The following is a 25,700-nucleotide window of genomic DNA, read 5'->3' as shown; positions in this document are numbered from 1 at the left end:
GAGTCAATTATCAAGTATTGAATAATAATGAATGACTATATAATCTGTTTCATATGGCATATTTAATTGACAGGACACTAGAGTAAAGAATTTCGGAATATCCCTGCATATCAAGTTGTATATGCTATATCCAGTTTTGGTTCTTGGTTTTCGTTCCCACAATCACTGCTGTAGAGTGCGATGTAATTGTTGCTTTCAGTTTTTGCTTTAATCAGGAACCCTGTATTTTCGTATTCTCCACTAATGTATTCTTTTACTAGCTCGGTTACATCAAGCTCATAATACCTGTTATCCGGGAGGCTACTTCCTTTGATCGTTATTGTGGCATACGGCGTGCTTCCCTGTAGTACCCCGTTCTTATCGTACCAGTCTCCTCCGGCGTTCTTCCATGCAACCCCACTGTCCCTCCTGTTCCAGCTTACATAGTTTGAATTCCAGGAAGATGCAGGCCTGTAGACCTCAATGACTGTATCTTCAGGCCTTGTAGTCCCCGAAGGATAATACCAGAAGAGATCCAGATTGGCATTACTAACATCAGCAGAGCCTGTGTACTCGCTCAGGTCAAACCACATTATGTCTCTATACCTTCCAACCCCACTTATACTACCAACATCAATAAAGGACGAACTCTGGTAAACAGTGGAAGAAGATGCTTCACGCAGCCTGTTATCTTTTGCACCGGTAATAGTTGCATTTACAGTCGCCGCAGGCGCCGTCACTGAAGCTACTTTCTTTGCTATGCTAAGCTTTGGTTCTTTGCTTCCATTTCCGTAGTCACTGCTGCAGAATGCGATGTAATTGTTGCTTTCAGTTTTTGCTTTAATCAGGAACCCTGTATTTTCGTATTCTCCACTAACGTATTCTTTTACTAGCTCGGTTACATCAAGCTCATAATACCTGTTATCCGGGAGGGTACTTCCTTTGATTGTTATTGTGGCATACGGCGTGCTTCCCTGTAGTACCCCGTTCTTATCGTACCAGTCTCCTCCGGCGTTCTTCCATGCAACCCCACTGTCCCTCCTGTTCCAGCTTACATAGTTTGAATTCCAGGAAGATGCAGGCCTGTAAACCTCAATGACTGTGTCTTCAGGCCTTGTAGTCCCCGAAGGGTAATACCAGTAGAGAGAAAGAGTGGCAGCTCCAATCTGCGAGGCATCGGTATATTCACTCAAGTCGAATCCCATCACATCCCTGTATCTGACATTATTCATCCCACCTGCGTCAATGAAGGATGAAGTCTGGTAGACGGTAAAGGAAGATGCTTCACGCAGCCTATTATCATATACTTCAACTTCGGAAATGATATTTTCATCGGATACGTTCTCATCAGGTGTAGTGTTATCTGTGAGATCATCAGGTGTAGTGTCATCAGGTGTAGTGTTATCTGTGAGATCATCAGATGTGGTGTCATCAGATGTGGTGTCATCAGATGTGGTGTCATCAAATGCGGTATCCGAGTTAATCCCTGAAAGGGATGCATATATAGTGTTTCCATATCTTCCGATGTTTATTTTATCTCCGTTATCTTCAGGTTCATTTGAGTAGTCAGAAGAGGCGGACCCTGCATCAATACATTGGGAACTTGTGCTATCCCTAACCCATGTTTCCCCGTTCCAGCGACCGGCTAATGACTTAAGATGGTAATCATGATTAGCCTGGTCTGCAAAAAGCGGATCAACATGGATATCCGAACTAGATGCATCGGTGTTCTTGTAATCTCCGCCAGTGTTATTGTAGAAACAATTGTTTTCCAGTATAAAGGAATGAGTTCCTGTGAGGTAATTAACCACTCCATTTCCAGTCCCTGAAGGCTTATATTTTCTTTGTTTAGTATTTGAAATTATATTATTACGTACAATTGTCGTGTATCCTGTTCCCGGGGGATTAAGATTAAAAGGAGCCTGTAGCGCGACTGCAGTGTGATAATTTCCATCAAAAACATTGTTTTCTATGGTGGTATTATCAAACCCGCTTGTTACTATACCACATACCCAATCGTAGTTCGGTTGTGTACCACAATCATAGAATATGTTGTGGTGTATGTGGACATTTGCTGCCTCGGATTTTGCGTATGATTCCCCATAAGCTATAAGCCAGATCCCTGGACCATATGTATCATATATAGTGTTGTTATACACCTCTATATCGTTCATCGGCTGAGCTACATCTTTCCTAATATATTGTATCTGAATTCCGGGACCTCCTGCGTCCGACTCAAACTCAGTGTAAATTATATTGTCATGTATTTTTGCGTGATTGGAATTGTAGAGGCGGCAAGCGGAATTTGTTTTAGTCCTGCACGTATTGTTGTAATACTCAATGTTCTCACATTGGATTGCATAAAGACCTTCATGACCAAGCTTGTAAATCTTGTTATCATGGAACTTGACAGAGTTACTCTCTTTAATTTTGAGTCCGTCATTATGACTATCATGTAAATACATATTGTAAACTTCAACATCATCATAATAGAACCACATTAAAGTGTGATAACTGCTCCCGCGTGGTTTGTCGGTGTTTCCTTCATAGTTGCCGTCGATTTCAAAGCCTCGAATGATTATTTTACCAGGGTTTGTTTTACTGGGAGAAGCCTGTTTTATTAGAGGGATATCCTTCCCCCATGAATTATCATCTTCGATTGTGATAACAGCATTGGAATCTCCTTCCAGGATAGTATTGCTATACATCAGAAGAGGGCTGTCAATGACGTATGTAAATGGCCCTTTAAGGTAGACAGTTGTATATGCAGAATTATCTTTGACATATTTGAGAGCCTGGTTTATCTGAACATGATCGTCCTTCCCATCGCAGTTGAAGTCTCCGCTTCCGTCTCCGGAAACATATACAGTGGGTGCTGGACTTATGCATAAGGCTGTAGGAATACTTGTAAGGATAAGACATCCTGACAGGCAAAGTATTCCTAATTTTCGTTTTAACATTACTCTCGCAAACGTCTGGACATTATATTTATTCTTAAATTTCTCCGCAGATAATATTCTTAAATTTCTCAACAAGTTTTCTATGAAAATCTTTATTAAGTTGCCCGAATAATGCTTTAAATAAATAATACAGTTTGCAATCAGAATAGCTAAATTTTTCAAATAGCTTCCACTCCCTAACATTAGTTTTTTATAACGAACTATTGAAAAATATACAGTTCAATTAACATTAGTTCAATTGAGGAGAACCGCTTGAGTAAGAATTGTTCTCTTGCTTATGCAGTGTCTCCTATATGATAAATTCCTCCTCTACTTATCAAAATAAATTATTTTATTCAATCTTATTTTCTTGTATATGTCCCCCCTTCAAAATAGAACTTCAAACTATAAAAAACGCATGACAATGCCTAAAAATATTTATTAAGTTTGCTGCAATATATTTTGGCCTGTTTGGCACCTAAAAATAAAAACAGGGTTTAAGGAGAGTGATTATAATTATGAAAAAGATGAATGGAACCCAAAAAAAGTCACGGAATAGACATGTTCTATAGTTTTTTTATACATCTTTTTTATAACGTCCTAAAGCCTCTGGTCCTAAAGCCTTTATACTTACGGTTGCTCTCAAGAACGATTTTTAGTCAGCTACCTTTAATTCTTACACTTGGAAAACTTCCTGTTTTTCTCTCGGTTCATATTATCCTGATAGGCTTATTAGCTGAAGCATTCACTACTTTGATCTCTTTTGATATATTCTTGCTGCAATAAGATTTTCAATTCTCCGTAGTTTGCTGGAGTTCATATTATAATATTATATCAGAAACTATGGGATATTGGCTATAATTATGCAGAATATCAAAAAAATTAAGTGGGTTGAAGGTTTGTGAAAACTCTTATATTAATGTTTATAGTGTTGACGGGAATTGTTTTATACTGACAGTGAGGTTATGGGATACATTAAAAAATGAATTAAAATACATTAAAAAAGAGGGCTTTTTCTTGAAAATATTGCGCATTGCTCCTGACCTTTATCCTCATGTGGTTGGAGGAATTTGCATCCATGCCCATGAAATGTCCAAGGAGCAGGCAAGAATGGGACATGATGTTACCGTTTATACTGCGTCTGAGGGCATCAAATGTGAATATGAAGCTCTTGGCGGTTATCATGTCAGGAATTTCAAACCACTTGTAAAAATACTTGGAAATTCCATCACACCGAATATGTTTATTAATCTGATTAAAGACCAGTCAAAGTATGATGTGATCCATGCACACTCCCACTTGTTCTTTTCAACTAACCTCAGTGCAGTTGCAAGAGAGTTGGGTTCAACTCCCCTTGTCATAACCAATCATGGCCTGAACTCACAGACTGCTCCCAAATGGTTCCAGAACATTTATACGGCCACTGGTGCCAGGCTTACATTTGCAGCAGCAGATAAAATCATCTGTTACACTGAATCCGAGAAAAAGGAACTTGTTGACATCGGAATCAAATCCCAAAAAATCAAAGTGATACACAACGGCATCGATACTGATCTTTTTGTTCCTTCAAAGGAAACCTCTTTTGACAAAAAAAACTTGCTCTGGGTTGGCAGATATGCAAGAGGAAAAGGGCTCGAATATCTTATTGATGCTTTCAATATTGTAAAATCCAGGCACCCCAAAGCTACTCTCACAATGATCGGGGAAGGTCCGGAAAAAGACCGTATCGTTCAAAAAATAAATGACCTGAATCTGGGTAACAGTATTATAATGAAGGATTTTGTTCAGAACTCTGAACTTGCAGGTCTTTATCAAAATTCAAGTGTTTTTGTACTTCCGAGCCTTGAGGAAGGTGTCCCAAGGACAATTCTAGAATCAATGTCGTGTGGAATCCCTGTAGTCTGCTCCCGGCTTCCGCAGCTTGTCGATATTGTCGATGGTGGTGGGATACTGGTCCCAGTTAAAGATTCCCAAACCCTTGGAGACAGAATCTCAGAAGTGCTATCAAACTCTTCTCTTGCAGAAGAATTCAGGGAAAATGGAAGAAGAAATGTTGTTGAAAACTATTCCTGGAAGGACACCGTGAAGGAAACAATAAAGCTTTATGAAGAGTTGGTTTAAAATATCTAAAATAGCTATTACTGGCAGTACAGTTTTATCACTAAACTTGAATAAGGACCTAATAAATTTATGTGATCAGTCCGGTGGAACTATGAAAATTGGATATTTTACAACGCGATTTCCATATAAAAATCCTTTAACAGGGGAAGTGATTTTTCATTCTCACGATGGAGGGGTAGAAAATGTTGCCTATAGCTTAGCAGTAGAAATGGCAAAAAGAGGGCATGAAATTTTTATTTTTACCTCTTCAATAAACTCAACTAACTCTATAGAAGATTATGGGAAAATAAAGATATATAGGTATAAAAAGAATTTTATTATCGGTCAAGCTCCAATTTCTCTTGACTTATTATATAAGCCTCTTATTTCTGACTTATGTTTGGATATTGTACATGCACATATGGGAAACCTACCAGCCCCATTAACTGCTCTTTTCTTTTCCATGATAAAAAACAAGCCCTTTATTATTACTCATCATGGGGACTGGATTGGTGGATATGGAGGTCTAAAACGCAGAATCGGGGTTTTTTTGTTCAATAATTATTTATGTGATTTTATCTTGACTCGCACAAATTCTATCATAGGTCTCTCTGAAAGCCACGTTGCAGATTCGCGCTCTTTACAAAAATATTTCTCAAAAATAGAAGTTATACCTAATGGTATAAATCTCGATGATTTTGATATCCCTCTTTCAAAAGAAGAATGTAGAAATTTATTGAATTTACCAAAAGATAAATCTATTATTCTTTTTGTAGGTAGCCTTACCCCGAGAAAGGCTCCTGACGTTTTACTTAAAGCAATGGAAAAAATAGTACAGGAATCTCCGGATTCTTATTTGGTTCTTGTTGGTGAAGGATCTTGGAAAAATAACCTGAAAGAAATGGCAAAAACACTTGGTATTGACAATGACGTTCTATTTACAGGTTTTATTGATGATGATATGAAGATATTACACTATAAAGCGGCAGATGTTTTTGTATTACCCTCGTTATCAGAGGCCTTTCCACTTACTTTAATGGAAGCTGCGGCTTCAGGCTTACCTTTGGTTGGAAGCGGGTTAGAATGTTTTAAAGAAATTATTGATGTAGATTGTAATGGATTTCTAACTAAAACCGGAGACTACAATGACCTTGCTAAAAAAATAATTTATCTCTTGAATGATAAAGAGTTGAGGCTAAAAATGGGAGCGAACTCTCTGAATAAAGTTAAAGAATTTTCTTGGGAAAAAGTGGCTCAGGATACCGAACAAGTTTACCTCACTCTCACCATGTAAATTTCTTTGAAATTATGTCCTCAAGGTGTTTTTATGAATATATTATATATTTCTTTCCCGGATCTAAATGGTTCTGACGGTTCTTCTACTCATGTGAGGGAAATATTGAGAAATTTGTCCATTAATAATTCTATCACTGTTGTCTCTCCTACTAAATATCCTCCAGATTTTGGGAATAATTTAACTTTCAAAAGATGTGGATATCTTGATATTAATTTTTTGAGAGCATTTACTTTTTCTATAAATGCTTTTTTTATTTGTTGTTTCTATTTACTCCGAAATAAGTGTGACCTTATTTATGAAAGAGCTCACTTTTTTGGGACTGGTTGTAATGTATCTTTGCTATTTAATATTCCTGTAGTTGTGGAGGTAAATGGGATCTCTAATGAAACAGGTCTTTTACCCAGGTCAATTGCTAAAATCTTGCACTTGGTTTTATCTAACAGATATTCGTGTGCAACACATATTATAGCAGTTACACCTAAATTGAAGGAATTTCTTCAATCAACTTATGAAATTCCATCTCATAAAATTTCGGTAGTTGAAAATGGTGCTAATACTGACCTTTTTAAGCCAATGGATAGAAAAAGTGTATTGGAGACTCTAAATTTAGATGCAAATTATAAATATATTTGTTTTGTTGGGCATTTGGCTCCTTGGCAAGGTGTAGATTATTTAATAAAATCGAGTCCATATATTTTGAGTAAATGTCCTAATACGAAGTTTGTAATTGTAGGTGAGGGTCCAAAATTCGATGAACTGGTAAAACTTGTAAATCATTTGAATATTTCTCAAAACTATCTGTTTACAGGCTACGTCGATTATGAAACCGTTCCATTTTATATTAATGCTAGTAATATTTGTGTCGCACCTTTTGTCATTGAAAGAAATGAAAGGATAGGTTTATCTGCATTAAAATTATATGAATATCTCGCTTGCGGTAAACCTGTCGTTGCAAGTAAAATAACAGGTGTAGAAGAGTTACTTTCTACTTCAAATGGTGGTATCTCTGTAGCTCCTGAGGATGTATGCGATTTAGGTAAAACTATTGTACGATTATTACAAGACGACACTCTCTGCGAAAAAATTGGAACTAATGGTTATAAATTCATTCAGAATTATCATAGTTGGAGGGTTGCTGCGGAAAATGTCGAACATATTTCTTGTAAAGTTCTTAACAATTTTAATAAAAGTAAAAACTCATAATTTATTGTCAAATAGGGATTTATGCATCTTCAGTTAAGAAAGGATCATGATAAATTGCCCTATTTCTGTAACGTCTTAAAAATATTGATATGAAGTTGGAACAATGTCTCGATTTTATTCTCAATGTTTTAAATTTGAGACTGATTTTTCTCTAAAATCGATGACATGCATGCAAGAAAATTCCTTAACCGATGATTAACCGATGACAGTTGAATAGGATTTGATGAAAAAATGAGTGGCAATTCTTACATTGAACGTTTTATTGATGCACACCCTTTTTTTCTTATATTAGCCGTTGTTGTTTCCATATCATCCGTCTTTTTAATGAAGTTGCAAAGTATCTATTATTATATAACTCTTCTATCAATTGTAGTAGTGGTCTCTGCTCTATTTATCTTTTTTGCGAGAAACTTATCTCTCGAATTTAACGATATTTATGTTTTTTCACTAAATAACAATCTTTTAACACAACTATATATTATCGTCTTCATCTGGTCAGCTGTGTGTTTACTTTTGACTAATGATAGATCTGAATTTTACATTTTATTACTTTTACTATTGTACTTAATTGTATTTGTTCAAATATTCTCTCGCAAAACATCTAGTTCAATAATACTCGTAGAAATTGCCGCATTAATGCTAAATTTTATCTATGGTGTTACTTTTGTATACCCACTCTATTTTGGTTTTACTGACATACTACCTCATATCCATTATGCCACAATTATTGCTGAATCTGGGAACACACTTCCTGAATCTATGGTCTTTTATAGCAAATTTCCTTTATATCACATTTTAGTTGCAGCAACTGCTCATATTATGAATATGAATATAACTAATTCTCTTTTTTTGATTACTGCTCCTGTTTTTGTCGTTGTGTTGTTGTTTATATATATGCTATATTATCTTATTTCAAATAATAAACAAATAAGTCTTTTAAGCTGTTTAGTTTACTCTTGGAGTTCTGAGATCCTGTTTCATGGTACCTATATGGTTACTAGAGTATTTGCGTTTGTATTTTTTATTATCTTATTCTACTTACTTTATAGGATTAATGTCGATACTAATATCAGTAATAATATCAGTAATAATATCAGTAATAATATCAGTAATAATATCCGTAGCAGTATCAGTAATAATATCCGTAGCAGTATCAGTAATAATATCCGTAGCAGTATCAGTGACAGTATCAATAATTCTACCACTAATCGGTATCTCAAATTTCTTACATTGTTATTTGTGTTTTCAATCGTACTGGCTCATCAAGTATCAGCTGCACAAATCTCTATTCTCTTTATTATGTTCCTTATATGCGAATACTTGAGTAATGACCATGGATATATATCAGCTACATTTGTTGTATTTTTCAATGTTTTTTTCATCAGTTACTGGATTTATGGGGCTTATGGATTTACATCAGAAGTAGTGGGTCAACATTTAACAAGTCTCTTCTATAAAGATAGCTTTATTATGCAATATAACATAAATTCTATTTTAAATGAAAATTTACTGAATCTTCTATTTTCAAATTTGGATGTTTATGTTTCTTTATTTTTTGCATTAATCGGAGTCAAATATCTTATATCATACCAGAGAAGTAAATCCAAGGGTGCTTTTGGTCTTTTCTCGTTGGCATGTTTTATGCTCTATTTCCCTTCTCCTTTAAAATTGCTATGGAAAACTATGGAGTTGTTGCAGTTCGACAGATTCAGTTTATTTGTATTTCCATTTATAGCCTTATCTGTAGGGGTCGGGATTTATATAGTTATTAAGTCTCTCTTTACTGATAAATTGAAAACATTATGTTGCATAGCTGTTTTTTTAATTCCTTTATTTTTTAGCTTTGTTTCGATTACTAATAGCAACACGAATTCTAATTTTATATATGAAGATGGTCCAAGAAATTACTTCACTCAACAAGAAATTGATGGATTTAATTATTTAGATTCATATGCTTCTTCTGAGTCTTGTGTTTTATCTGATTATTTTTCGCAAAGGTATTTTCTAGCGCTTACTTCCAAGGATTATTTATGTTTTAATTATTTGAACTCTTCTGAAATTCCTGGATCTGTAAATTACACTTGCAATTATTTTTATGTCAGAGATAAAGCTTTTGAAAAGGATGGTCTGTATTTTGGCGTTCCAAACACAGAACAACTTTACACTTCCAGTCCATCTGATTATCAGAATAATTCCCTGAATAATATCATGTTTACAAAAAATAAAATATATTCTAATTCATACGCTGATTTATACCTTAACTGCAAATACTCAGACTATCTGAATCAGTCGGTTAACATTGATTCTGACAAAAATGTTCTCAACAAAAGTATCGAGGATGCCTTCTGATGTTGCTCTGATGCCCTCTGGCAAAAATACTTGTGAGATTCAACTAGTCACCAAACCCACTGCAATTGGGAGGCGGTCTGCAAGCCCAATAATGATTTGGGTTGCAGTAGTTGAAATCGAAATCTAAAAAATAACTTTCGCCTTTTTTCCCGGAATAAAATCTAAACAAATGCCTTAAGGGGGAGATTTCTTCCTCTTTATTTTATCTCATGCGAGTTTCTGTCTCCCCTCCCAATCCCCTTATACACAAACCCCTTTTCAATAAATTCATCCGGTTCAACTACATTTCTCCCATCAACAATAACCGGATTTGTTTTTCCGCTTACTTTCTTTAGCCAGTCGGCTTTCACATCAAAGTATGCACTGTGCCCCGCAAGCACTGCTACAGCATCCGCGTCTTTTACAACCTCTTCCAGGTTATCGGAGATCTCAACGCTCGGATAATTTACTACGTACGGGTCGTGTACCATAACACTGGCTCCGGCTTTCAGGCAGAGGTCCCTGTAAGGTTCTGAGGGAGTGTTTCTGGCATCATCCGAGTCCTTGATAAACGCCCATCCGAGAATTGCAACCTTTGAGCCTTCCAGCTTCTTTCCAAGCTTCTCAAGGGCTGCAACAGTCAGGTTGTACATGTGTACAGGCATGAAATCATTGACTTTTCTTGCAAGTACATAAATCGAGTCCGCACCTTCGGGATAGTCAATCTCTCCCTTTCCGATCTTGACTCCCCTTTCCAGGTGGTAGGTGTCCTTTGTCAGGCAATGGCCTCCGACTCCTGCCCCGGGCCAGAGGATAGCTCTTGTAATGCCGTCACCTTTTAAGCTGTCGACTCCAGTTCTCACATCATAGACGTTTATGCCCATGGCTTCACAGTAAAGGGCAAGCTGGTTGATTGCGGCAATCTGAAGATCGCGGAAAGTATTTTCTGCGGTTTTTGTAACCTCAGCTGCGGTTGCACTCATAGGGATAACCTTCCCGACCGTGAGCACGGGAGAGTACAGCTCAACGGCTCTTTTTGTGCTTGCCTCATTGATTCCGCCTACGATCCTGTCGTGTTCCCGGATATTTTTCAGGAGCCTGCCTACCATTACCCTTTCAGGGGCATGCGCGAGGGCAAAATCTTCTCCGGCCTTTAGCCCGGACTCTTCTTCAAGGATACTCTTTGCCATTCCTTCGGTTGTTCCGGGAGTGATCGTAGATTCGAGGACTACGAGCATACCAGGTCTCAGGTATTTTCCTGCGTTCCTGATCCCCTCTACAAGGGCACTGAAATCGGGTTCCAGGTCTTTGGGATTTGCAAAAGGAGTTTGAATTGCAAGTGTAACTGCATCAAGTTCGGAGATTCTCGAGAAATCAGGGGTGCACTCAAACTTGCCTGCTTTCACAACCTTTCCGATTAGTTCTTCAAGGCCTGGCTCTTCCCCTTTGAGCGGGCTTTCTCCTCTATTGAGCATATCAATCTTATAACCTGAGCTTTTTGAGTTGCGCTGGAAGCCCAGTACCTTGTCAAAACAGGGAGCATCTGCGAACAGAACAGCCGCAGGGATACCTACATACCCCATGCCAAGCACACCTATTTTTCTAATAGGGCCCCGTTCTTTTAGAAGTTTTTCCAGTTTGCTCATGCTTATCACTTTCCAGATATGTTTTTTAGATAGTCTTTATTTTTCTCTGAAGCTTTCGGACTTCTATTCCAGTCACCGGTTCTGTTTTATCCGGTTTACTTTCCTAATTCGATCAGTCTCTCTTCCTCGTAGGATCTTATAGCTGCCATTGCTACTTCGAGGGCGTGTTTGCCGTCTTCCCCACAGGGTTTTGGTTCTTTACCTGTCTTAATGCAGTCTATGAAGTAAGTGAGTTCGTTTTTCAGGGGTTCGCTAGGTTCAACTTTGGCTTTTCTGATCCAGCCGTTGTCGTGCAGCTCGACTGTCTGGTCAATGTAGTCCAGATAAGCTACGCCTTTGATTCCTATTGCTGTCAGTTGCCTTACCTTATGAGGGGTCAGCCAGTTTGTTTCTACAACGCCTGCAAAATTCTTATCCATACGCAGGATAATTGAGGCGTGGTCTTCAAAAGAGTGAATGTCTGCACCTGCAATGGCATAAACCCCCTTTATCTTCTTGTCGTAAAGGTATGAGATAACATCAATATCGTGAACACCGATGTCCAGAATGACTCCCACATCCCTTATCCTTGGGTTATAAGGCCCTACTCTTCGGGTGGAGATCGAAACTATCTTGCCCAGAATTCCCGAATCTATAATCTCTTTGAGCCTTATGACTGCAGGGTTGAAACGCTCTATATGCCCTACCATAAGAACTTTTCCTGCTTCCTTTGCAGCTTCGATCATCATGTCTGCGTTTTCAACAGTGTCGGCAATCGGTTTTTCGACAAGGACATGAAGGCCCGCTTCCAGGGCATCGAGGACTACCTGTTTATGCAGTTTTGTGGGCACAACTACGCTTACTGCGTCGAGTTCTTCGGCAAACATTTCCTTGTAATCTGTAAAGGCTTTCGTTTTAAACTGAGCAGCCATGGCTTCAACTCTGTTTTTGTCTACATCCGATATCCCGGCAAGCTCTACGTCCTCCATCTCGCTGTAAATTCGGACGTGGTTCTGGCCCATTGCGCCTGTGCCTATTACTCCTACTCTGATCAAGGTTTCACTTCCTGTTCAAGAATGCGGTTACGGCCTGGATCTCATTCAATCATTAATATAAAATCCTCTGGTTTCCTTTACTATTCTCTGCACATCATCCCCGGATAAAGCCGGATGTACGGGGAGAGAAATAACATCATCTGCCGCTTTCTCCGAGACAGGCAAAGAATCCCTGTATCCAAGTTCCGTATAATAGGGTTGTTTGTGGATTGGTATTGGGTAATGTATTCCGGTCCCTATTCCTTTTTCCTTCAGAAAAGCTGCCAGCTCGTCCCTCCTGTTAGCCCTGATTGTGTACTGGTGGAAGACATGAGTACAGCCAGGTTTTGTTACCGGGGGCACCACCCCTGAAATGCCTTGAAGCTCGGCTGAGAGTACGGCTGCGTTTTTCTGCCTGGCAACAGTAAATCCATCCAGTTTTTCGAGCTGGGCAAGCCCGATTGCGGCAGCAATGTCAGTCATGCGCATGTTAAAGCCCAGCATTTCATGCAGGTAGCGGACTTTTGAACCGTGTGCCCTGATTATCTTTGCTTTTTCTGCGATCCTCCTCTCATTAGTTGTAATTATTCCGCCTTCACTTGTTGTCATGTTTTTGGTAGGGTAGAAGCTGAATGCTCCTGTCCCGAAACTGCCAGCCTTTTTCCCGAGGCATTCTGCACCGTGGGACTGGCAGGCGTCTTCGATCACAACAAGTTTGTGGTCTTCGGCGATCTCCATTATGGCTTTCATGTCTGCAGGATGCCCGTAAAGGTGGACAGGCATAATGGCTTTCGTTTTTGAAGTAATCTTTTCCTGGATCTTTTCAGGGTCTATGTTATATGTATCGGGCTCAATATCTGAAAAAACAGGTTTTGCGCCGGTATAAAGGATGCTGTTTGCGGTAGCAATAAACGTGAATGGACTCGTAATTACCTCGTCTTCTTTTCCAATGCCATGGGCAAGAAGGGCAATATGCAGAGCTGCAGTGCCTGAGTTTACTGCAACTGCATATTCGCAGCCTGTATACCCGGAAAAAGCAAGCTCGAATTCTTCTACTTTCGGTCCCTGTGCGATCATGCCTGAATTCATGATCTCCGTTACCGCATCAATCTCTTCCTTGCCCAGCAGGGGCCTGGCGATTGGGATCATTTTATAACCTCTTATTACTCTCAATAGTACTTATTTTGCTTAGCTTTGATTTTTTTAATAAGTTTATACTCTTCAACGGACGTTTATATTCGGTTTAATTCTTTAAGCTCTTCCGGAAGATCGCGTATTCTAGCAGGCACCCCTACCGCCAGTTTCCAGGGCGGTACATCCTTTGTAACAAGGGCTCCTCCTGCAACCATTGCTCCTTCCCCTATTTCCACTCCCGGAAGCAGAGTTGCGTTCGCGCCAATAGACACTCCTCTTCTCAAAACAGGGCCTTTAAGCTCGTACTTTTTGCGGATAGGATATTTATCATTGGCAAGAACAGCGCATGGTCCGATAAATACATTATCTTCGATAACTACGTTCGTTGGAATATACACATTTCCCTGAATACTGACATTGTTTCCTATCTTCACGTTTCCATCCACGATAACGTTCGTCCCGATGAGCACGTTGTCCCCGATTTGTGTATTTTCTCTGATCATTACGTTGTGTCCGGTTTTGAAGTTGCTTCCGGTTTTTACGCTGGAGAATATTGTAGAGCCTGCCCTTATAATAGAGTTCGGGCCTATATTACAGCCCTGGAATTCGAAGTCTTCTAACTCCACATTTTTTTTGAGAATTTCCATCAGGACTTTGTGTTCTGGATACCCAAGTATTACATTCTCCAGAACCACAGTATGTTTTCCGATCACAGATTTACCGTAAATCCTGGAAGAATTATGGATTTTGAATTCTTTTGAGGTCATATTGTTCCCCAGTTTTTCATGTACCTTATTATAGTTCATTAGAGGGTTCGAGTTAAATTCCAATGCATTTATATTTTTAAACACTTATAACTAAACTGTGCCTTGTTTGGAAACATTTGTTTCTATATATCTGGCTTTTTCTGTTTCCGTATGCTCCGGATATCTGTAGTTCCGGATTCTTCAAGGGACCTTTGTGATTTCCCTGTTACTTGTGCCAACATCCTTTAATTTGTATATATGTGGGTATTAAGTTGGATACACTTTAAATTATTTAACTGGTTTGGTTTATCTATTTATCCCCTTTCTTCCCTGTCTTCCGAAAACAACATCTTCATAAAGTTCTCTACTTTATTGGATTGGCTTTGAATAAATTATCACTTGAAAATATTGAAACCCTGTATTATTATGTTACAATACTGATAAAATCTGAACGTTGATATCATTGATCCTTTTTCAAGATTTTCAGGCTCATATGCTTTTCTTTTCTCTCTTTCTTATATGGATGGAGTTCGGAAGATTAAAAGGAGTAGGATTTTTATATTAGGTTGTACATTTGTTTCCCTTATACGTAATCAACTGAAGGAGTTCTGACCACGCCTATTAGTCTAATTTCATCAACTTACGCTTCTTCTGATGCTCTTTCAATGATGACCACGCCTGGGGTTCCTGAAGGTGCATTAGTCTCCGTAGCGGCTTTACTTTTACTTTTGTTTCTCAGAGACTTCCTTCCCCTGTCAAAGCACTGGGGAAATGCTGTGAAAACCTCTTTGAATATGGGAATTCTTCCACTTCTGTTTTCTTTCGGTGCGGTTGTCCTTTACAAGCTTGTGATCACTTTTAAAATCTAAGGTCTTCTTTATTTCTGGAAAGCTCTTAATTTCTGGAAAGCTCTTAAATCAGTGGAAGAATCTTTAAAACTTCTATTTTTGTTCACTATATCTATTTTAAAAAATATCAAAACTCTTTAAAAAAGCTTCACAAAAATTGATTTTTTGTAAGTCTTCATAGCTTTTTTCTTTTTCTTACCTGTTTTGTTTAATGCCGTTCTTTCTTTTTTTCCTTTACACCTTCTTTTTTTCAGGCCCTATCTCACAGGCAGGACACATATAAACATCTTTATGAAAAAAGCCTGGAGAATCTAAATTTTAAAATAATTTAAAGGAGGTGGGGGAAAACTCCAAAGAGAAAGACATTTATGAAGCCATGGATCATGGTGACCAGAGGAAGGCTCCGGGTTCTGTAGAACATGTATCCTATGATAAAACCTACTGCGAAAGTGTAGAATATTTCACTTATGCTTCCATATCCTGACTGCATCAATCCGAACAGGATGCTTGTGATCACCAAGCCTCTCCGGCTACCTAAAAAAACTTCGAGTCTATTCTGAATAATGGACCTGAAGATTAGTTCTTCAATAAGCCCCACCAAGAAGACCATAATAAGGATAAGTACCAGTAGGCTGGAAATCGAAAGATCGGGGATGAGGTAGTTTGTCTCTATTATAAGATATTCTCCTATTCCAAGCAGGAAACTTATGATTATAGAAAGTGGAATGTAGAGCCACATCCTTCTGAATGTTACCCCTAACTGCTCCCGGGTAAATCCCTGGCTAGTGATTGCAATAGTTACCGGAATTGTGAGGAGTCCGTAAGTAAAAACAAATGAGTAAAGGGTTACATCATAAAAAGCCGGCATTGAGAGGTTTACGAGTCGCAGGACAGGCAGTAGGATAAGAGCTTGGTAAGTTTTCTGGATCTCTTCGTTTTCTATGTACAGCATGGAAATAGTAAGCCCAAGGAGAATGATGGCATGTATTTCCATAGCTTCTATAATCATCCCGAAATAGATCATTAATTCCGCTAAAGCGATGGATAATATTGGAATGATCAGGTAAAATCCTTTGTTTCTTAAATCAGACTTCTGTGTCGCCCCATACTCAGGAATATACATTCCAAGGTGTCCAGGTTTTTGTTTCTCCCTATTCTCAGGTATTTCCATCTCCTGAACTTCATATGTTTCCATCTTCAAGCCTCCCCGGCAACGTTAATCCAGAGGTGCAGATCCCTGTAAGGCACATTTTTTTCAGTCTCATTGAAAAGCAGGAATTGAAGTTCCATATTGTTTCCTTTAACAGTGGGGGTTATCTCAAGAGGTTTTTCCAGGGTCATGTTGTCTTCAAGTTGTATATGCTTCAAGGTCTCAGGAAGGGGCAGGGACTTATTTTCGAGCCTGACGTCCATTGTATAGTCCACAGTACTGTGTTCGTGGTTTACGATTCCTATAATGACTGTTCCGCTTTCTCCCTGCACGTACTCAGTCGTATAATTCTCAGCTGTTCCATCGGACCCGAGGATATAGAATTCCGTAAATGGCTCCTGTTCGTGAGGAAGTAGGGCTACATAAGCGATACTTCCTGCCAAGGCCAGAATGGAAACTGCCATAATAACCCTGAGAGCTTTTTCCGTCGTCGATTCCGGTTTCCCCATAATTTCAATTAACATATTACGGGCGGAAGCTTTGAAAGAGATTTCAAAGGCTTTTTCTTCAGGGAACTGCTTCCTGCGGACATATGCCGCTGCGCATACAAGGACGATAAGCACAGAGAGGCTTACAAGAAGAGGTATTTCTCTGATCCCGAATGATGTATTATTAAGTACAAGCCCCATGAGAGGTACAATTGCAACACTCGTTCCTACAGAGAGTGCTGCTCTTTCAATTCCCTCAAGCGTATTTTTTGTCGGAAACAGCAGGGATACAAGGGAATACCCCGGAAGGAATAATATCATTGGAAGTCCAAGGACAGTGCGAATAAAACTCTCATTTAGTGCAGGAGTAAGTACGAAGATATCCGTAAGAATTACAAGACCTACCACAAACAGCAGGTCAGATGGAAACTTCTGGTTTCCGGCCATATGACTCCTCATAAAACGATTTTAATGTTTTTCTGGTTTTCCAGTCTAATTTCTTCTTGTATTCAGGCTAAGCTGCCTTTTTCATTATCCCTTTGGCAGCAGGGTATTCAGACAACCTTTCCGGATTTTCCCGGTCGGTCTTTTAATATCTTACTGGAAGAGCGAGAACCGGAAGGTTTGGGATCAGTTCTGAATTGGAATTCAGGGGTTTTGTTTTTTATTTGTAAAGCTTTCGTTCTTCAATCATTCCTATTTTTTTAATGATTGTTTTAATTCGATCTACTCAAATTACTTTTTTTGTATAAAATATCTTTCCCTTTTCCTTCAGGTTATTATAAAAAACTATTCATTCATTACAAATTTGACTGATCTTAAGGCTTGAATCGTCTATCATTTTTTAAAGAGAGCTTACTGATATGCCTTTTCTTTTTTTATTATGTTGCGGAGTTCCATGAAACCCCTTTTGGCTCTTCAGTCTTTCCAAATTTTTTCATTCATAATATTGTAAGTATAATTCATATCGAAGGTTTTTAACCACTTTTTCTGACTAATGCGTTTTTTAACCAGGCTTAATTGTTTTTCGTTATCGGGAATACTGTTTCACTATTTTTCGTGCCTAAATGCTTATATAGCTCATATATTAAAACAAATACACGTCTTATTGAGGACTACGACTTACTTGCAGGGTATCTCTTCTTTCCCAAAAGAGGAGTATGAAAATCCCCCAAAAGATACACTGTGAGTCTGATTGGAGGTTATCCTTAGAAACCCTTTAAAATTTGTGGAGCGATAACTCTGAAAAATGTATTCACTGTATTTGAAATTCTCGCCGATTTATCTATGGAAAATCGGTTTATAAGACTCTTGAGTTTTTTCATCAAAGGGGTAGATGATTGCATATGACCATTACTATTGCAGCCATGCCTGCCTATAATGAAGCCCATTCCATTGCAGAGGTCATCAAGGGCTGCAAAAAATATGTGGATAGGGTTGTGGTTGTGGACGATGGGAGCACGGATAATACTGTCGATATCGCCGAGTCCCTTGGTGCCTATGTAGTCCGCCACGAAGTAAACAAAGGATACGGGGCAGCCCTGAGAAATTGTTTCGACACGGCCCGTAACCTCGGTGCAGGTGCTATGGTAATAATCGATTCAGATGGCCAGCACGATCCTTCCGAAATTCCTATGCTCCTTGAGCCCTTAAGACATGGATTTGACCTTGTGATTGGTTCAAGATTCGTCAACGGCAATGGAAAAAATGTCCCTATTTACCGTAAGTTTGGAATGAAAGTTCTTGATGTGGCAACCTATATAGCAGGTGGTCTCAATGTTACTGATTCCCAGAGCGGTTTCCGAGCATATGGCAGAAGAGCCATTGAGAATATAAACCTCAATGGAACTGATATGTCTGCAGGTTCAGAGATTCTTATTCAGGCAAGAGATCATAAGCTTAAGTTTACTGAAGTAGAGATCCACTGCAGATATGATCTTGAAGATTGTTCCTCCGAACATCCCTTCATACACGGTCCCAGGGTTCTGCTCCAGCTTCTTAAAGATATGGAATACAGGCGCCCCCTGTTCTATTTTTCAGTTCCAGGGATGATTATGGCATCTGCCGGTTTTCTTATGGGGCTGTATTTTCTGCAGGACTATTATATGGGCGGACACTTGCGTTTCGGACCCACGCTCCTCATGGTAATGTTGACAATCATAGGGGCTTTTATGATATTTACAGGAATCATACTGCACGCCATTTCAAGGATGATATTTCTGAACGAACATATTCGAAGGCAATAATAATCAAAGCGGAGTCAGTTTATGTGCAACTAACTATTCTTGTTGATGCAATGTGCATATAAAACCAGAGTTCTAAAGAATCTATCAAGTTCTTTTTGATGGGAGCAAGAACTTTTTTGCGGCAAGAAACCTTGTAATATTGTCAGAAAAAGGAGTGTCTTATAGGCAAGGTTTTTCATAGGCAAGGTTTTGGTCTCAATTCTCTGTAACAGGTTCTATTGAATGGGAATTAAAGTAGAGGAACATATACATACAAAAATAAAATCTACTCTTTAAAGGTTTGTGAGGTCTGGATCTATAGTTTCTTTCCCATCGCTGATAGGTCTAAAGCCAGTCTTCAATTCGGGTAAACATAAACCCTACAAATGTGGGATTAACCCTTCGTTAGCTTGTCTGGTGTTCACTCCCAGGAAGAATAAAGAAAATTAAGATTGTGAAATAAATAACAAAAGAAAGTTTACAGGTGAAGTAATTCTGTTCTATTTGCACATTTGCAGACTTTTTAAACTTTTTTCCGTTAAGACTACTGTTCTTTCATAGTTATGTACAATCATTTACGTAGAGTACGCATAAATCTCTATATTGAGGGAATCGTAGATCTTACATGTAGAGTTTCTTTCAGGTAACTTTATTGCGTTCCCAACATAGTCTGAGGTCTCAACTTCTAATTTGTTCTTTCTTAATTCCTTTGAAAAAGTAGTTACCACAAAATACCATGGATCATTTTCCGAAGAATTTTTTAGGTAAGCTGTGCTTTCAAAGTAGTGGCCCGGGATATACACAAAACCGGGTGATATTTCTGCATAAAACGAGTCAGAATCTTTCAAATTGCCGGTAGAGTCTGAGATAAATTTATTTTCAATGTTCTCTCCTTCTTCAGATATGGGGAAACCGGTGACAGCTTTAGTGCTGGATAGCCACTGCATTCCTGTAGCTTCATTTTGTGAAACTCCTTCTGAGATTCCGCCAGTATAAGGGGAACTAAAACAGCTGAAGAAACCATAGGTCCAGAGAAGGCCCAGGATCAGAATTACAGAAGCAAGACCAAGTATATGTCCCTTCCTGAGAAAGATAATATAGAGTGAATAAGCCAGTAGAGGTATTTGAGCAAAAATAATGAAACTTAGATTTACAAATCTTTCCGCAGGATAATGTATGAAAGGATTTAATAGAAAGACCAACTCCAGGAAGAAAGAAACTACATAGAGTATTAAAAAGTAAGAATATGTGTGGATATAATGGTGGCAAAACCTCTTACGATTTTGCCATGTGATTACGGAATTGATAATAATGAAGATTAACGGAATGTAATATTTGCCATAATATAGATTGAAATAATGTATGAACTCGAGATTTGATTCCACTCCTAACATACTGGTCAGGCTTGTTACTGATAAAGTTTGAATGTGCCAGGAAAGATCGGGAGGTAAAGTTTGGGAAAAACGGGAAGCATAGTTCCAGAATAGGACGCTCCCCAAGATAAGCGTCAGGAAAAAGAGAAAAAGAACTTTTTTTCCCTGTAAAATGAATACAGCATCTTTAGCAGGAACATTGAAGCCGAAGATTTTGGTAATGTCTCTCTTCTCATCTAGTATCTCATTTATAACGATGAGGAGTAGTGAAAAACAAATAAGATACGCAAAAATAAAAGGATGGGCTAACGGGAGCAACGCTATCATAAAAGGAAAACTGATAAGCATTTTCCTGTTTTCATCCAAAATTGCTTTTCTTAACACAAAAAGATAGATAGGGACCATGCAAAAAGAAAGGTAATAAGGAAACGTCGAAAACTGAAAGTGCCAGAAATATAGAAGAAACGAGGAAAGCAAGACTACACCGACAAGTTTTTCCCGGCTTATATAAGTTCTGCAGAGCATGTACATCCCGGTAATGAACATAATTGAAAATAAAATCGGTAAAAAATAAGAAAGCGTTTGTCTTCCCAACCCCGATACCAGGTCCAGAGCTGAAACCAGCAGAGGACCTGTAGGAGAAAGGTTTGAAATGACAGAAGAGTCCGGGTGATCAAAAAGTCCTCTATTTTCCGCCAATCCCATAAGTGAAAATTCTCCATATCTACCTATGGAGACGTATCCAAGCATATAAGGGATCATCAGTACTGTGGAATGAATAAGTAATAGTATAATTATCGTTTTTTTGTTCCTGCATGAGAGCACCAGTATAATGGAAGAAATGTAGCAAAAGAGTAGGATTAGATATAAACGTAAAGGAAGCTGGTCATAGATGCTAGCTGCATATCCCTTAACCGGGATTTCTTCAAGTATAAAGAGACCGTAAACTAGGAGGAGTAACGAAATAGAGGTCAGAAGACTCAAGATTTGATTAGTTCCTTTTTGCAATGTGTCCTCATCCTTCTTGGATGTATATTCTTCTTTTGCATCTTTTTATTAAATGTCTCTAAGGTATCACCAGTGTCTCCTGTAGCACCAGTGTTTCCTGAAACTTTGAATAAACAAAAGCTGTAAGAGTAAATAGTCAGTATTTTTCTTTCACTTTTAATTTTCTTTTCACTCTTTTTATTCTTATTTCTCTCAAGAATAATTGCAGTTACTTCAAAAAGCCTTTGTCAACAATATAAAGAAAATTTCTATATAATTACATCTTTTTGCTATTATGCAATCTCTGTATATAAATACCTTAAACAATTCCTACTTTTTCCAGTTGTGTTTCTCATTACGAACTTATATACTTAAGTCACTTCTTCATTGTTTCGTCAAAAATCTCTTGTTTCCCTTTCAAAGATCCCTATCTATGTGAATAACTTAATACTTACGCGATTGAAGCATTTTTTGTAATAGGTCCAAGAAAACAGTATGTTGCAGATAAACTTGTTGACTTAACTATTAACTATTTTTCAGGTAAAATCTCTCTTTTTGTTACAGATAAACTGAAATTTTATAGAGAAGATCTTTTAAACCACTTTGTAATTATAAAAAAGTTCCCCTATACTGGAAAAAGAGGAAAACATACGGAAATCAAAAGTAGTTCCTAACGAATATTTAAGGTGTGTGCAGGGAGTTAAAATGAGATATAGGATAATTTGAGCTTTCTTCTAAAATCTGTAGCGTATACGGATTCCACAATACGGATTTTCAGTTTAACCGTAGTTTTTCTGGAACCCAAAATACAAACTCTCAAGTCAGGACTTCCTCAATTACATGGAAAAATTGGATGAAAAAACAATCCGTAAAATCGAACTTGATATCTCCTAAATACTAATCAAAAGAGGGATAAGAACCTCATAGGAGTCGGCTTAACAACCTCAAATAATAATATTCCTTTCCATACAATTACATATTTATCAAACGTTCCTGATGTATCTTTGTTTTCAGGTTTGTTTGATAGTATCTGCAAACGTGTTGAGGAAATTGAAATTCCTCTAAAGGAAATGACTATTGTTTTTGATAGAGGGATGGACTCAACAGATAACATCAAACAGGTTTTAGATAAAATGCACGTTGTCGGAGCTTTACCCTCCTCTATATGTAAAGATTTATATCAGATTCCTCTGTCCGATTACGAAGAAGAGTGGGAGAACGGAAAAAAGAACAAAGTCAAAGCTCATCTCATAAAAGGAACTTGGTATGAAAAGGAGTTTCTTTTAGGGATGGGGAAAACTGTTGCGTTTAATGATAAAGAGGAATTTACAACAAAAGAAATTGTGGAGATGTATGATTCCCGAAATATGATTGAAGATGACATGAAATGGTTAAAAGACAAGTTATTGATACCGATAAAACCGGTGTATGCCAGAAAGGGTAAAGATAAGAGCTCATGTGTTTCTCTGTGTAATGGGGCTACTACTCTACAATTATCTACTTCATTTGATCGATGACCAGGAATTAACAATTCAAATGTTGTCCAGCAATCTCGAAAAGATAAGGATAGGATTGGTTAATAATAGAAAAGGAGAGAAAAGTGCAGAGTTTGTTGTAGAAGAAATGAACAAAGAAACTGCTGAAATCTTTGCAAAACTTCAGCTTGGGAAGTATATCCCAAGTTGATTTGTTAGACTTAATTTTTTATTAGACTTCAAATTATCTTACAGAATCCTTTATTTTTTAACATCCTGGAAACTCCGGTTAAAAGATAGAGAATGGATTTTCCCTGACTGTACACCTACGGAACGCGGGGAAGAAGCCCGGGGGCTTGTTCTCAATGGCGGGGATGAAACAGGAGCCATTCAGTCTTTAGTTGAGTGGTAACGAATATTTGGAGTTCCAGGTTAAGTCGTTTTTAAGTTCCTCTTGATTTATAGATCCAGGTCCTTGTAGAGGTAATCGTTTTTTCTAAACCATTCGATATATTTATCCAACCCTTCTATAATATCTGTTTTCGCTTTCCAATTAAGCAACTTTCTTGCTTTTGTTACATCGGATTTTGTATCCTTCATATCTCCCTTTTGAGTATCTATATATTTTACTTTAGCCTTTTTTCCAACAATAATTTCTATTTGTTTTATTAATTCATTTACTGTAATACTGTTCCCGCCACCTATATTAAACACTTCTCCAACAATGTCGCCTGTTGCTGCCCGAACATTTGCTTCAACTACATCAGCAACATAAGTAAAATCTCGGGTTTGAAGTCCATTTCCATAAACTGTTATTTCTTTACCATTAAATATCCTGTTAACAAATTTGAAAATAGCCATATCTGGCCTCTGTCTTGGGCCAAAAACGGTAAAATATCTCAAAGAAATGGTTGGTACGCTGTAACTCGTGTAATACAAAGAGCACAAATGTTCAGCTGCAAGTTTTGTAACACCGTAAGGAGACACAGGCTTTAACAAAGACTCTTCATTCATCGGTAATTCGTCAATATCCCCATAAACAGATGATGAAGAGGCATATACGAATTTTTTAATATTGCTGTCTTTATAGTATTCAAGTAGTTTTTGAGTTAAACTGATATTGTTTTCAAGATAAGTATCAAAATATTTACCCCACGATGCCCTGACACCGGCTTGTGCAGCATGGTGGAAGACATAATCTACATCTGGATAATTGTCAACAGAGAGCAGGTCTTTATTTATAAACTCAAAATTGTCATGGTTTATGAATGTATGAAGATTATTCTCTTTAATATGTTTTGGGTAATAATCGGTAAAACAATCAATCCCTATTACTTCATAGCCTTCATTCAATAGCCTTTCAGTTAAGTGAGAACCTATAAAACCTGCGCAGCCAGTAACAAGTGCTTTCATTAAGTACCCTCTGTAATGAATTCATTGAAATATTGAACTTATTTTAAACATAACGATTTTTAACCTTTTCATTTGAGTTAAAATTGTTGTCCAACCAAAAGATTAATCTTCCGGATAATGCATCGAAGTCGAGTATTATTATCCAAACGGAGTTATTCGGGTTATCGTTTTTTTCTTTATTCAAATCATCATTTTTTTCTTTATTCAAGTCATCATTTTGTACCTTATTCAGAAGCTGACCCTGAATTATATTTTATGTGGTAGTGAGGGACAGATATGACGCAGTGAGGAGCAGATATGGCAAATGCTAATAGAAGTTTATTTCTCTATCACATCATGCATTATTTTTTCATAAATCGTGAGTATCCCTTTGATCGCCGACAATATCCTCAAAAGCGTAATTCAGAGGCAAATATCATTATCTATTATATAACTCTGCATTATATATTATAACTCGGTAGTAATTTTAGGATTTTACGGATAGTCTCTAGTTTTAATTCAGAAACTTCTTTTTTATTTAGTAAGGTTTTGGTCTCTAGTGTCAGAAACATTTAGTTATTGCTTATTTTATAAGTTCGGAATCAGTATATAATGACATAAGGATGCCAAAAATTATGTTCAATAATTAAATTGTCATGACGCTAGTAGTTATATCTTTTAATAATATTTTTAATTTGATCGGTTTAAGTCACTCTTTATTATAAAGTCTTTTCCCTTCTGCTTTCGTCTTCAAAAGGCATGTTAGTACAAGCAGGTCTGCCGTTGAAATCCAGAGGGAATTGTCCTCCCGGGTTACAGGTTCAGTGAACTTGACACAGCTTGCAATTCCGAGTTCTTCTGCACTTTTTTCCATGTTTTTTATAAGCCTGTTGTCCCAGTCTATTGTATGCATGTCCGTGTTCGTTATCCACAAAACTTTTTACAGCTTCAATAAGGTAGTCCGGGTCTTTAATAAAATACCGGTTATGGGATAAAAGTACTTTTTGGGAACTGCGTAGAGATAAAGCGAATAGTGAAGGTTATATTTTTCTGTAGGCCGGATGTAACAGGTTTCGTAAAATAGAATTCCAGTGGCTAACAATAAATTTTTTTAATATTTTTATACTTTGTTTCAAGGGCAATCTTTCGTATTTATCTTTATAATTTTGGCTCTTACTTACTGCATATTTTTCTTAGTTTTTCAGTCTATATTTTTATTCCTGCAAAATATTTCTTTTTTGAAAGTTTTGTTTGCCTGTATAATAACTGTTGAAAATAATTACTTGAATACAAAGGCTTTTATTCTTTGTAGAAATCTCTTATTGAGCGAGAATGGGACTGATTTCTTCAAATGAAAACGCTGTCCAAATAAACTGA

The 25,700-nt window shown here is 37.6% G+C and carries 17 protein-coding genes; 7 read left to right on the top strand and 10 right to left on the bottom strand.

The genetic code is table 11. The annotated features are described in order from the left end of the window. Nucleotides 1-110 precede the first annotated feature (110 nt). Nucleotides 111-2,939, bottom strand: a complete 2,829-nt coding sequence (locus MSSIT_RS19820) for a disaggregatase related repeat-containing protein (protein WP_048174197.1) — start codon at nucleotides 2,937-2,939, stop codon at nucleotides 111-113. 996 nt (nucleotides 2,940-3,935) lie between these two features. On the opposite strand from MSSIT_RS19820, the gene MSSIT_RS19810 reads away from it, so the two are divergent. The 4 genes from MSSIT_RS19810 to MSSIT_RS19795 all read left to right on the top strand — a co-directional run bounded on the left by MSSIT_RS19810 (nucleotide 3,936) and on the right by MSSIT_RS19795 (nucleotide 9,867). Continuing rightward, nucleotides 3,936-5,039: a glycosyltransferase family 4 protein gene (locus MSSIT_RS19810; RefSeq protein WP_048174193.1), complete on the top strand. Its 1,104-nt coding sequence runs from the start codon at nucleotides 3,936-3,938 to the stop codon at nucleotides 5,037-5,039. Nucleotides 5,040-5,130: 91 nt separating this feature from the next. After that, on the top strand, nucleotides 5,131-6,312 hold the full coding sequence (locus MSSIT_RS19805) for a glycosyltransferase family 4 protein (protein ID WP_048175126.1): 1,182 nt from the start codon (nucleotides 5,131-5,133) through the stop codon (nucleotides 6,310-6,312). A gap of 6 nt (nucleotides 6,313-6,318) precedes the next feature. Continuing rightward, nucleotides 6,319-7,518, top strand: coding sequence for a glycosyltransferase family 4 protein (locus MSSIT_RS19800; protein ID WP_148706063.1), 1,200 nt, complete (start codon nucleotides 6,319-6,321; stop codon nucleotides 7,516-7,518). A gap of 513 nt (nucleotides 7,519-8,031) precedes the next feature. Beyond that, nucleotides 8,032-9,867, top strand: coding sequence for a hypothetical protein (locus tag MSSIT_RS19795; protein WP_231590084.1), 1,836 nt, complete (start codon nucleotides 8,032-8,034; stop codon nucleotides 9,865-9,867). 197 nt (nucleotides 9,868-10,064) lie between these two features. Here the strand turns inward: MSSIT_RS19795 and MSSIT_RS19790 are convergent, their stop codons facing one another. From MSSIT_RS19790 to MSSIT_RS19760, 6 genes are all read right to left on the bottom strand, one after another. Then, complete coding sequence (locus MSSIT_RS19790; RefSeq protein ID WP_048174188.1) at nucleotides 10,065-11,492, bottom strand: nucleotide sugar dehydrogenase; 1,428 nt, start codon at nucleotides 11,490-11,492, stop codon at nucleotides 10,065-10,067. Between the two features lie 95 nt (nucleotides 11,493-11,587). After that, nucleotides 11,588-12,526 carry a UDP-N-acetylglucosamine 3-dehydrogenase gene (locus MSSIT_RS19785; protein WP_082089079.1) on the bottom strand — a complete coding sequence of 313 codons (939 nt, stop codon included), beginning with the start codon at nucleotides 12,524-12,526 and terminating at the stop codon, nucleotides 11,588-11,590. 45 nt (nucleotides 12,527-12,571) lie between these two features. Continuing rightward, on the bottom strand, nucleotides 12,572-13,654 hold the full coding sequence (locus tag MSSIT_RS19780) for a DegT/DnrJ/EryC1/StrS family aminotransferase (RefSeq protein WP_048174187.1): 1,083 nt from the start codon (nucleotides 13,652-13,654) through the stop codon (nucleotides 12,572-12,574). Nucleotides 13,655-13,737: 83 nt separating this feature from the next. After that, a complete protein-coding gene (locus MSSIT_RS19775) occupies nucleotides 13,738-14,445 on the bottom strand; it encodes an acyltransferase (protein ID WP_269430794.1) in 708 nt (235 codons plus the stop codon). Between the two features lie 1,116 nt (nucleotides 14,446-15,561). Then, on the bottom strand, nucleotides 15,562-16,428 hold the full coding sequence (locus MSSIT_RS19765) for a CPBP family intramembrane glutamic endopeptidase (RefSeq protein WP_048174181.1): 867 nt from the start codon (nucleotides 16,426-16,428) through the stop codon (nucleotides 15,562-15,564). A gap of 2 nt (nucleotides 16,429-16,430) precedes the next feature. Then, nucleotides 16,431-17,318, bottom strand: a complete 888-nt coding sequence (locus MSSIT_RS19760) for a DUF1616 domain-containing protein (RefSeq protein ID WP_048174180.1) — start codon at nucleotides 17,316-17,318, stop codon at nucleotides 16,431-16,433. A gap of 899 nt (nucleotides 17,319-18,217) precedes the next feature. Here MSSIT_RS19760 and MSSIT_RS19750 point away from each other — a divergent pair. Next, nucleotides 18,218-19,117 (top strand): glycosyltransferase family 2 protein, encoded by a 900-nt coding sequence (locus MSSIT_RS19750; protein WP_048174176.1) that lies wholly within the window; start codon nucleotides 18,218-18,220, stop codon nucleotides 19,115-19,117. A gap of 554 nt (nucleotides 19,118-19,671) precedes the next feature. On the opposite strand, the gene MSSIT_RS19745 is transcribed toward MSSIT_RS19750, so the two are convergent. After that, the gene (locus MSSIT_RS19745) at nucleotides 19,672-21,477 is read right to left on the bottom strand and encodes a hypothetical protein (RefSeq protein WP_048174174.1); all 1,806 of its coding nucleotides are present in this window, start codon (nucleotides 21,475-21,477) and stop codon (nucleotides 19,672-19,674) included. A 995-nt stretch (nucleotides 21,478-22,472) separates the two neighbouring features. On the opposite strand from MSSIT_RS19745, the gene MSSIT_RS19740 reads away from it, so the two are divergent. Beyond that, nucleotides 22,473-22,973, top strand: a complete 501-nt coding sequence (locus tag MSSIT_RS19740; protein ID WP_148706059.1) for a transposase — start codon at nucleotides 22,473-22,475, stop codon at nucleotides 22,971-22,973. Continuing rightward, nucleotides 22,963-23,142, top strand: coding sequence for a hypothetical protein (locus MSSIT_RS23770; protein ID WP_148706058.1), 180 nt, complete (start codon nucleotides 22,963-22,965; stop codon nucleotides 23,140-23,142). Before MSSIT_RS19740 ends, MSSIT_RS23770 begins: the two co-directional genes overlap by 11 nt. A 248-nt stretch (nucleotides 23,143-23,390) precedes the next feature. Here the strand turns inward: MSSIT_RS23770 and MSSIT_RS19735 are convergent, their stop codons facing one another. Beyond that, entirely contained in the window at nucleotides 23,391-24,344 is a 954-nt protein-coding gene (locus tag MSSIT_RS19735) for an NAD-dependent epimerase/dehydratase family protein (protein WP_048174171.1), read from the bottom strand. A gap of 688 nt (nucleotides 24,345-25,032) precedes the next feature. Continuing rightward, nucleotides 25,033-25,236 carry a hypothetical protein gene (locus MSSIT_RS19730; protein ID WP_048174170.1) on the bottom strand — a complete coding sequence of 68 codons (204 nt, stop codon included), beginning with the start codon at nucleotides 25,234-25,236 and terminating at the stop codon, nucleotides 25,033-25,035. Nucleotides 25,237-25,700: the final 464 nt, after the last annotated feature.

The organism is Methanosarcina siciliae T4/M (assembly GCF_000970085.1).
Lineage (GTDB): Archaea > Halobacteriota > Methanosarcinia > Methanosarcinales > Methanosarcinaceae > Methanosarcina > Methanosarcina siciliae.
This window is presented reverse-complemented; position numbering and strand designations above follow the sequence as displayed.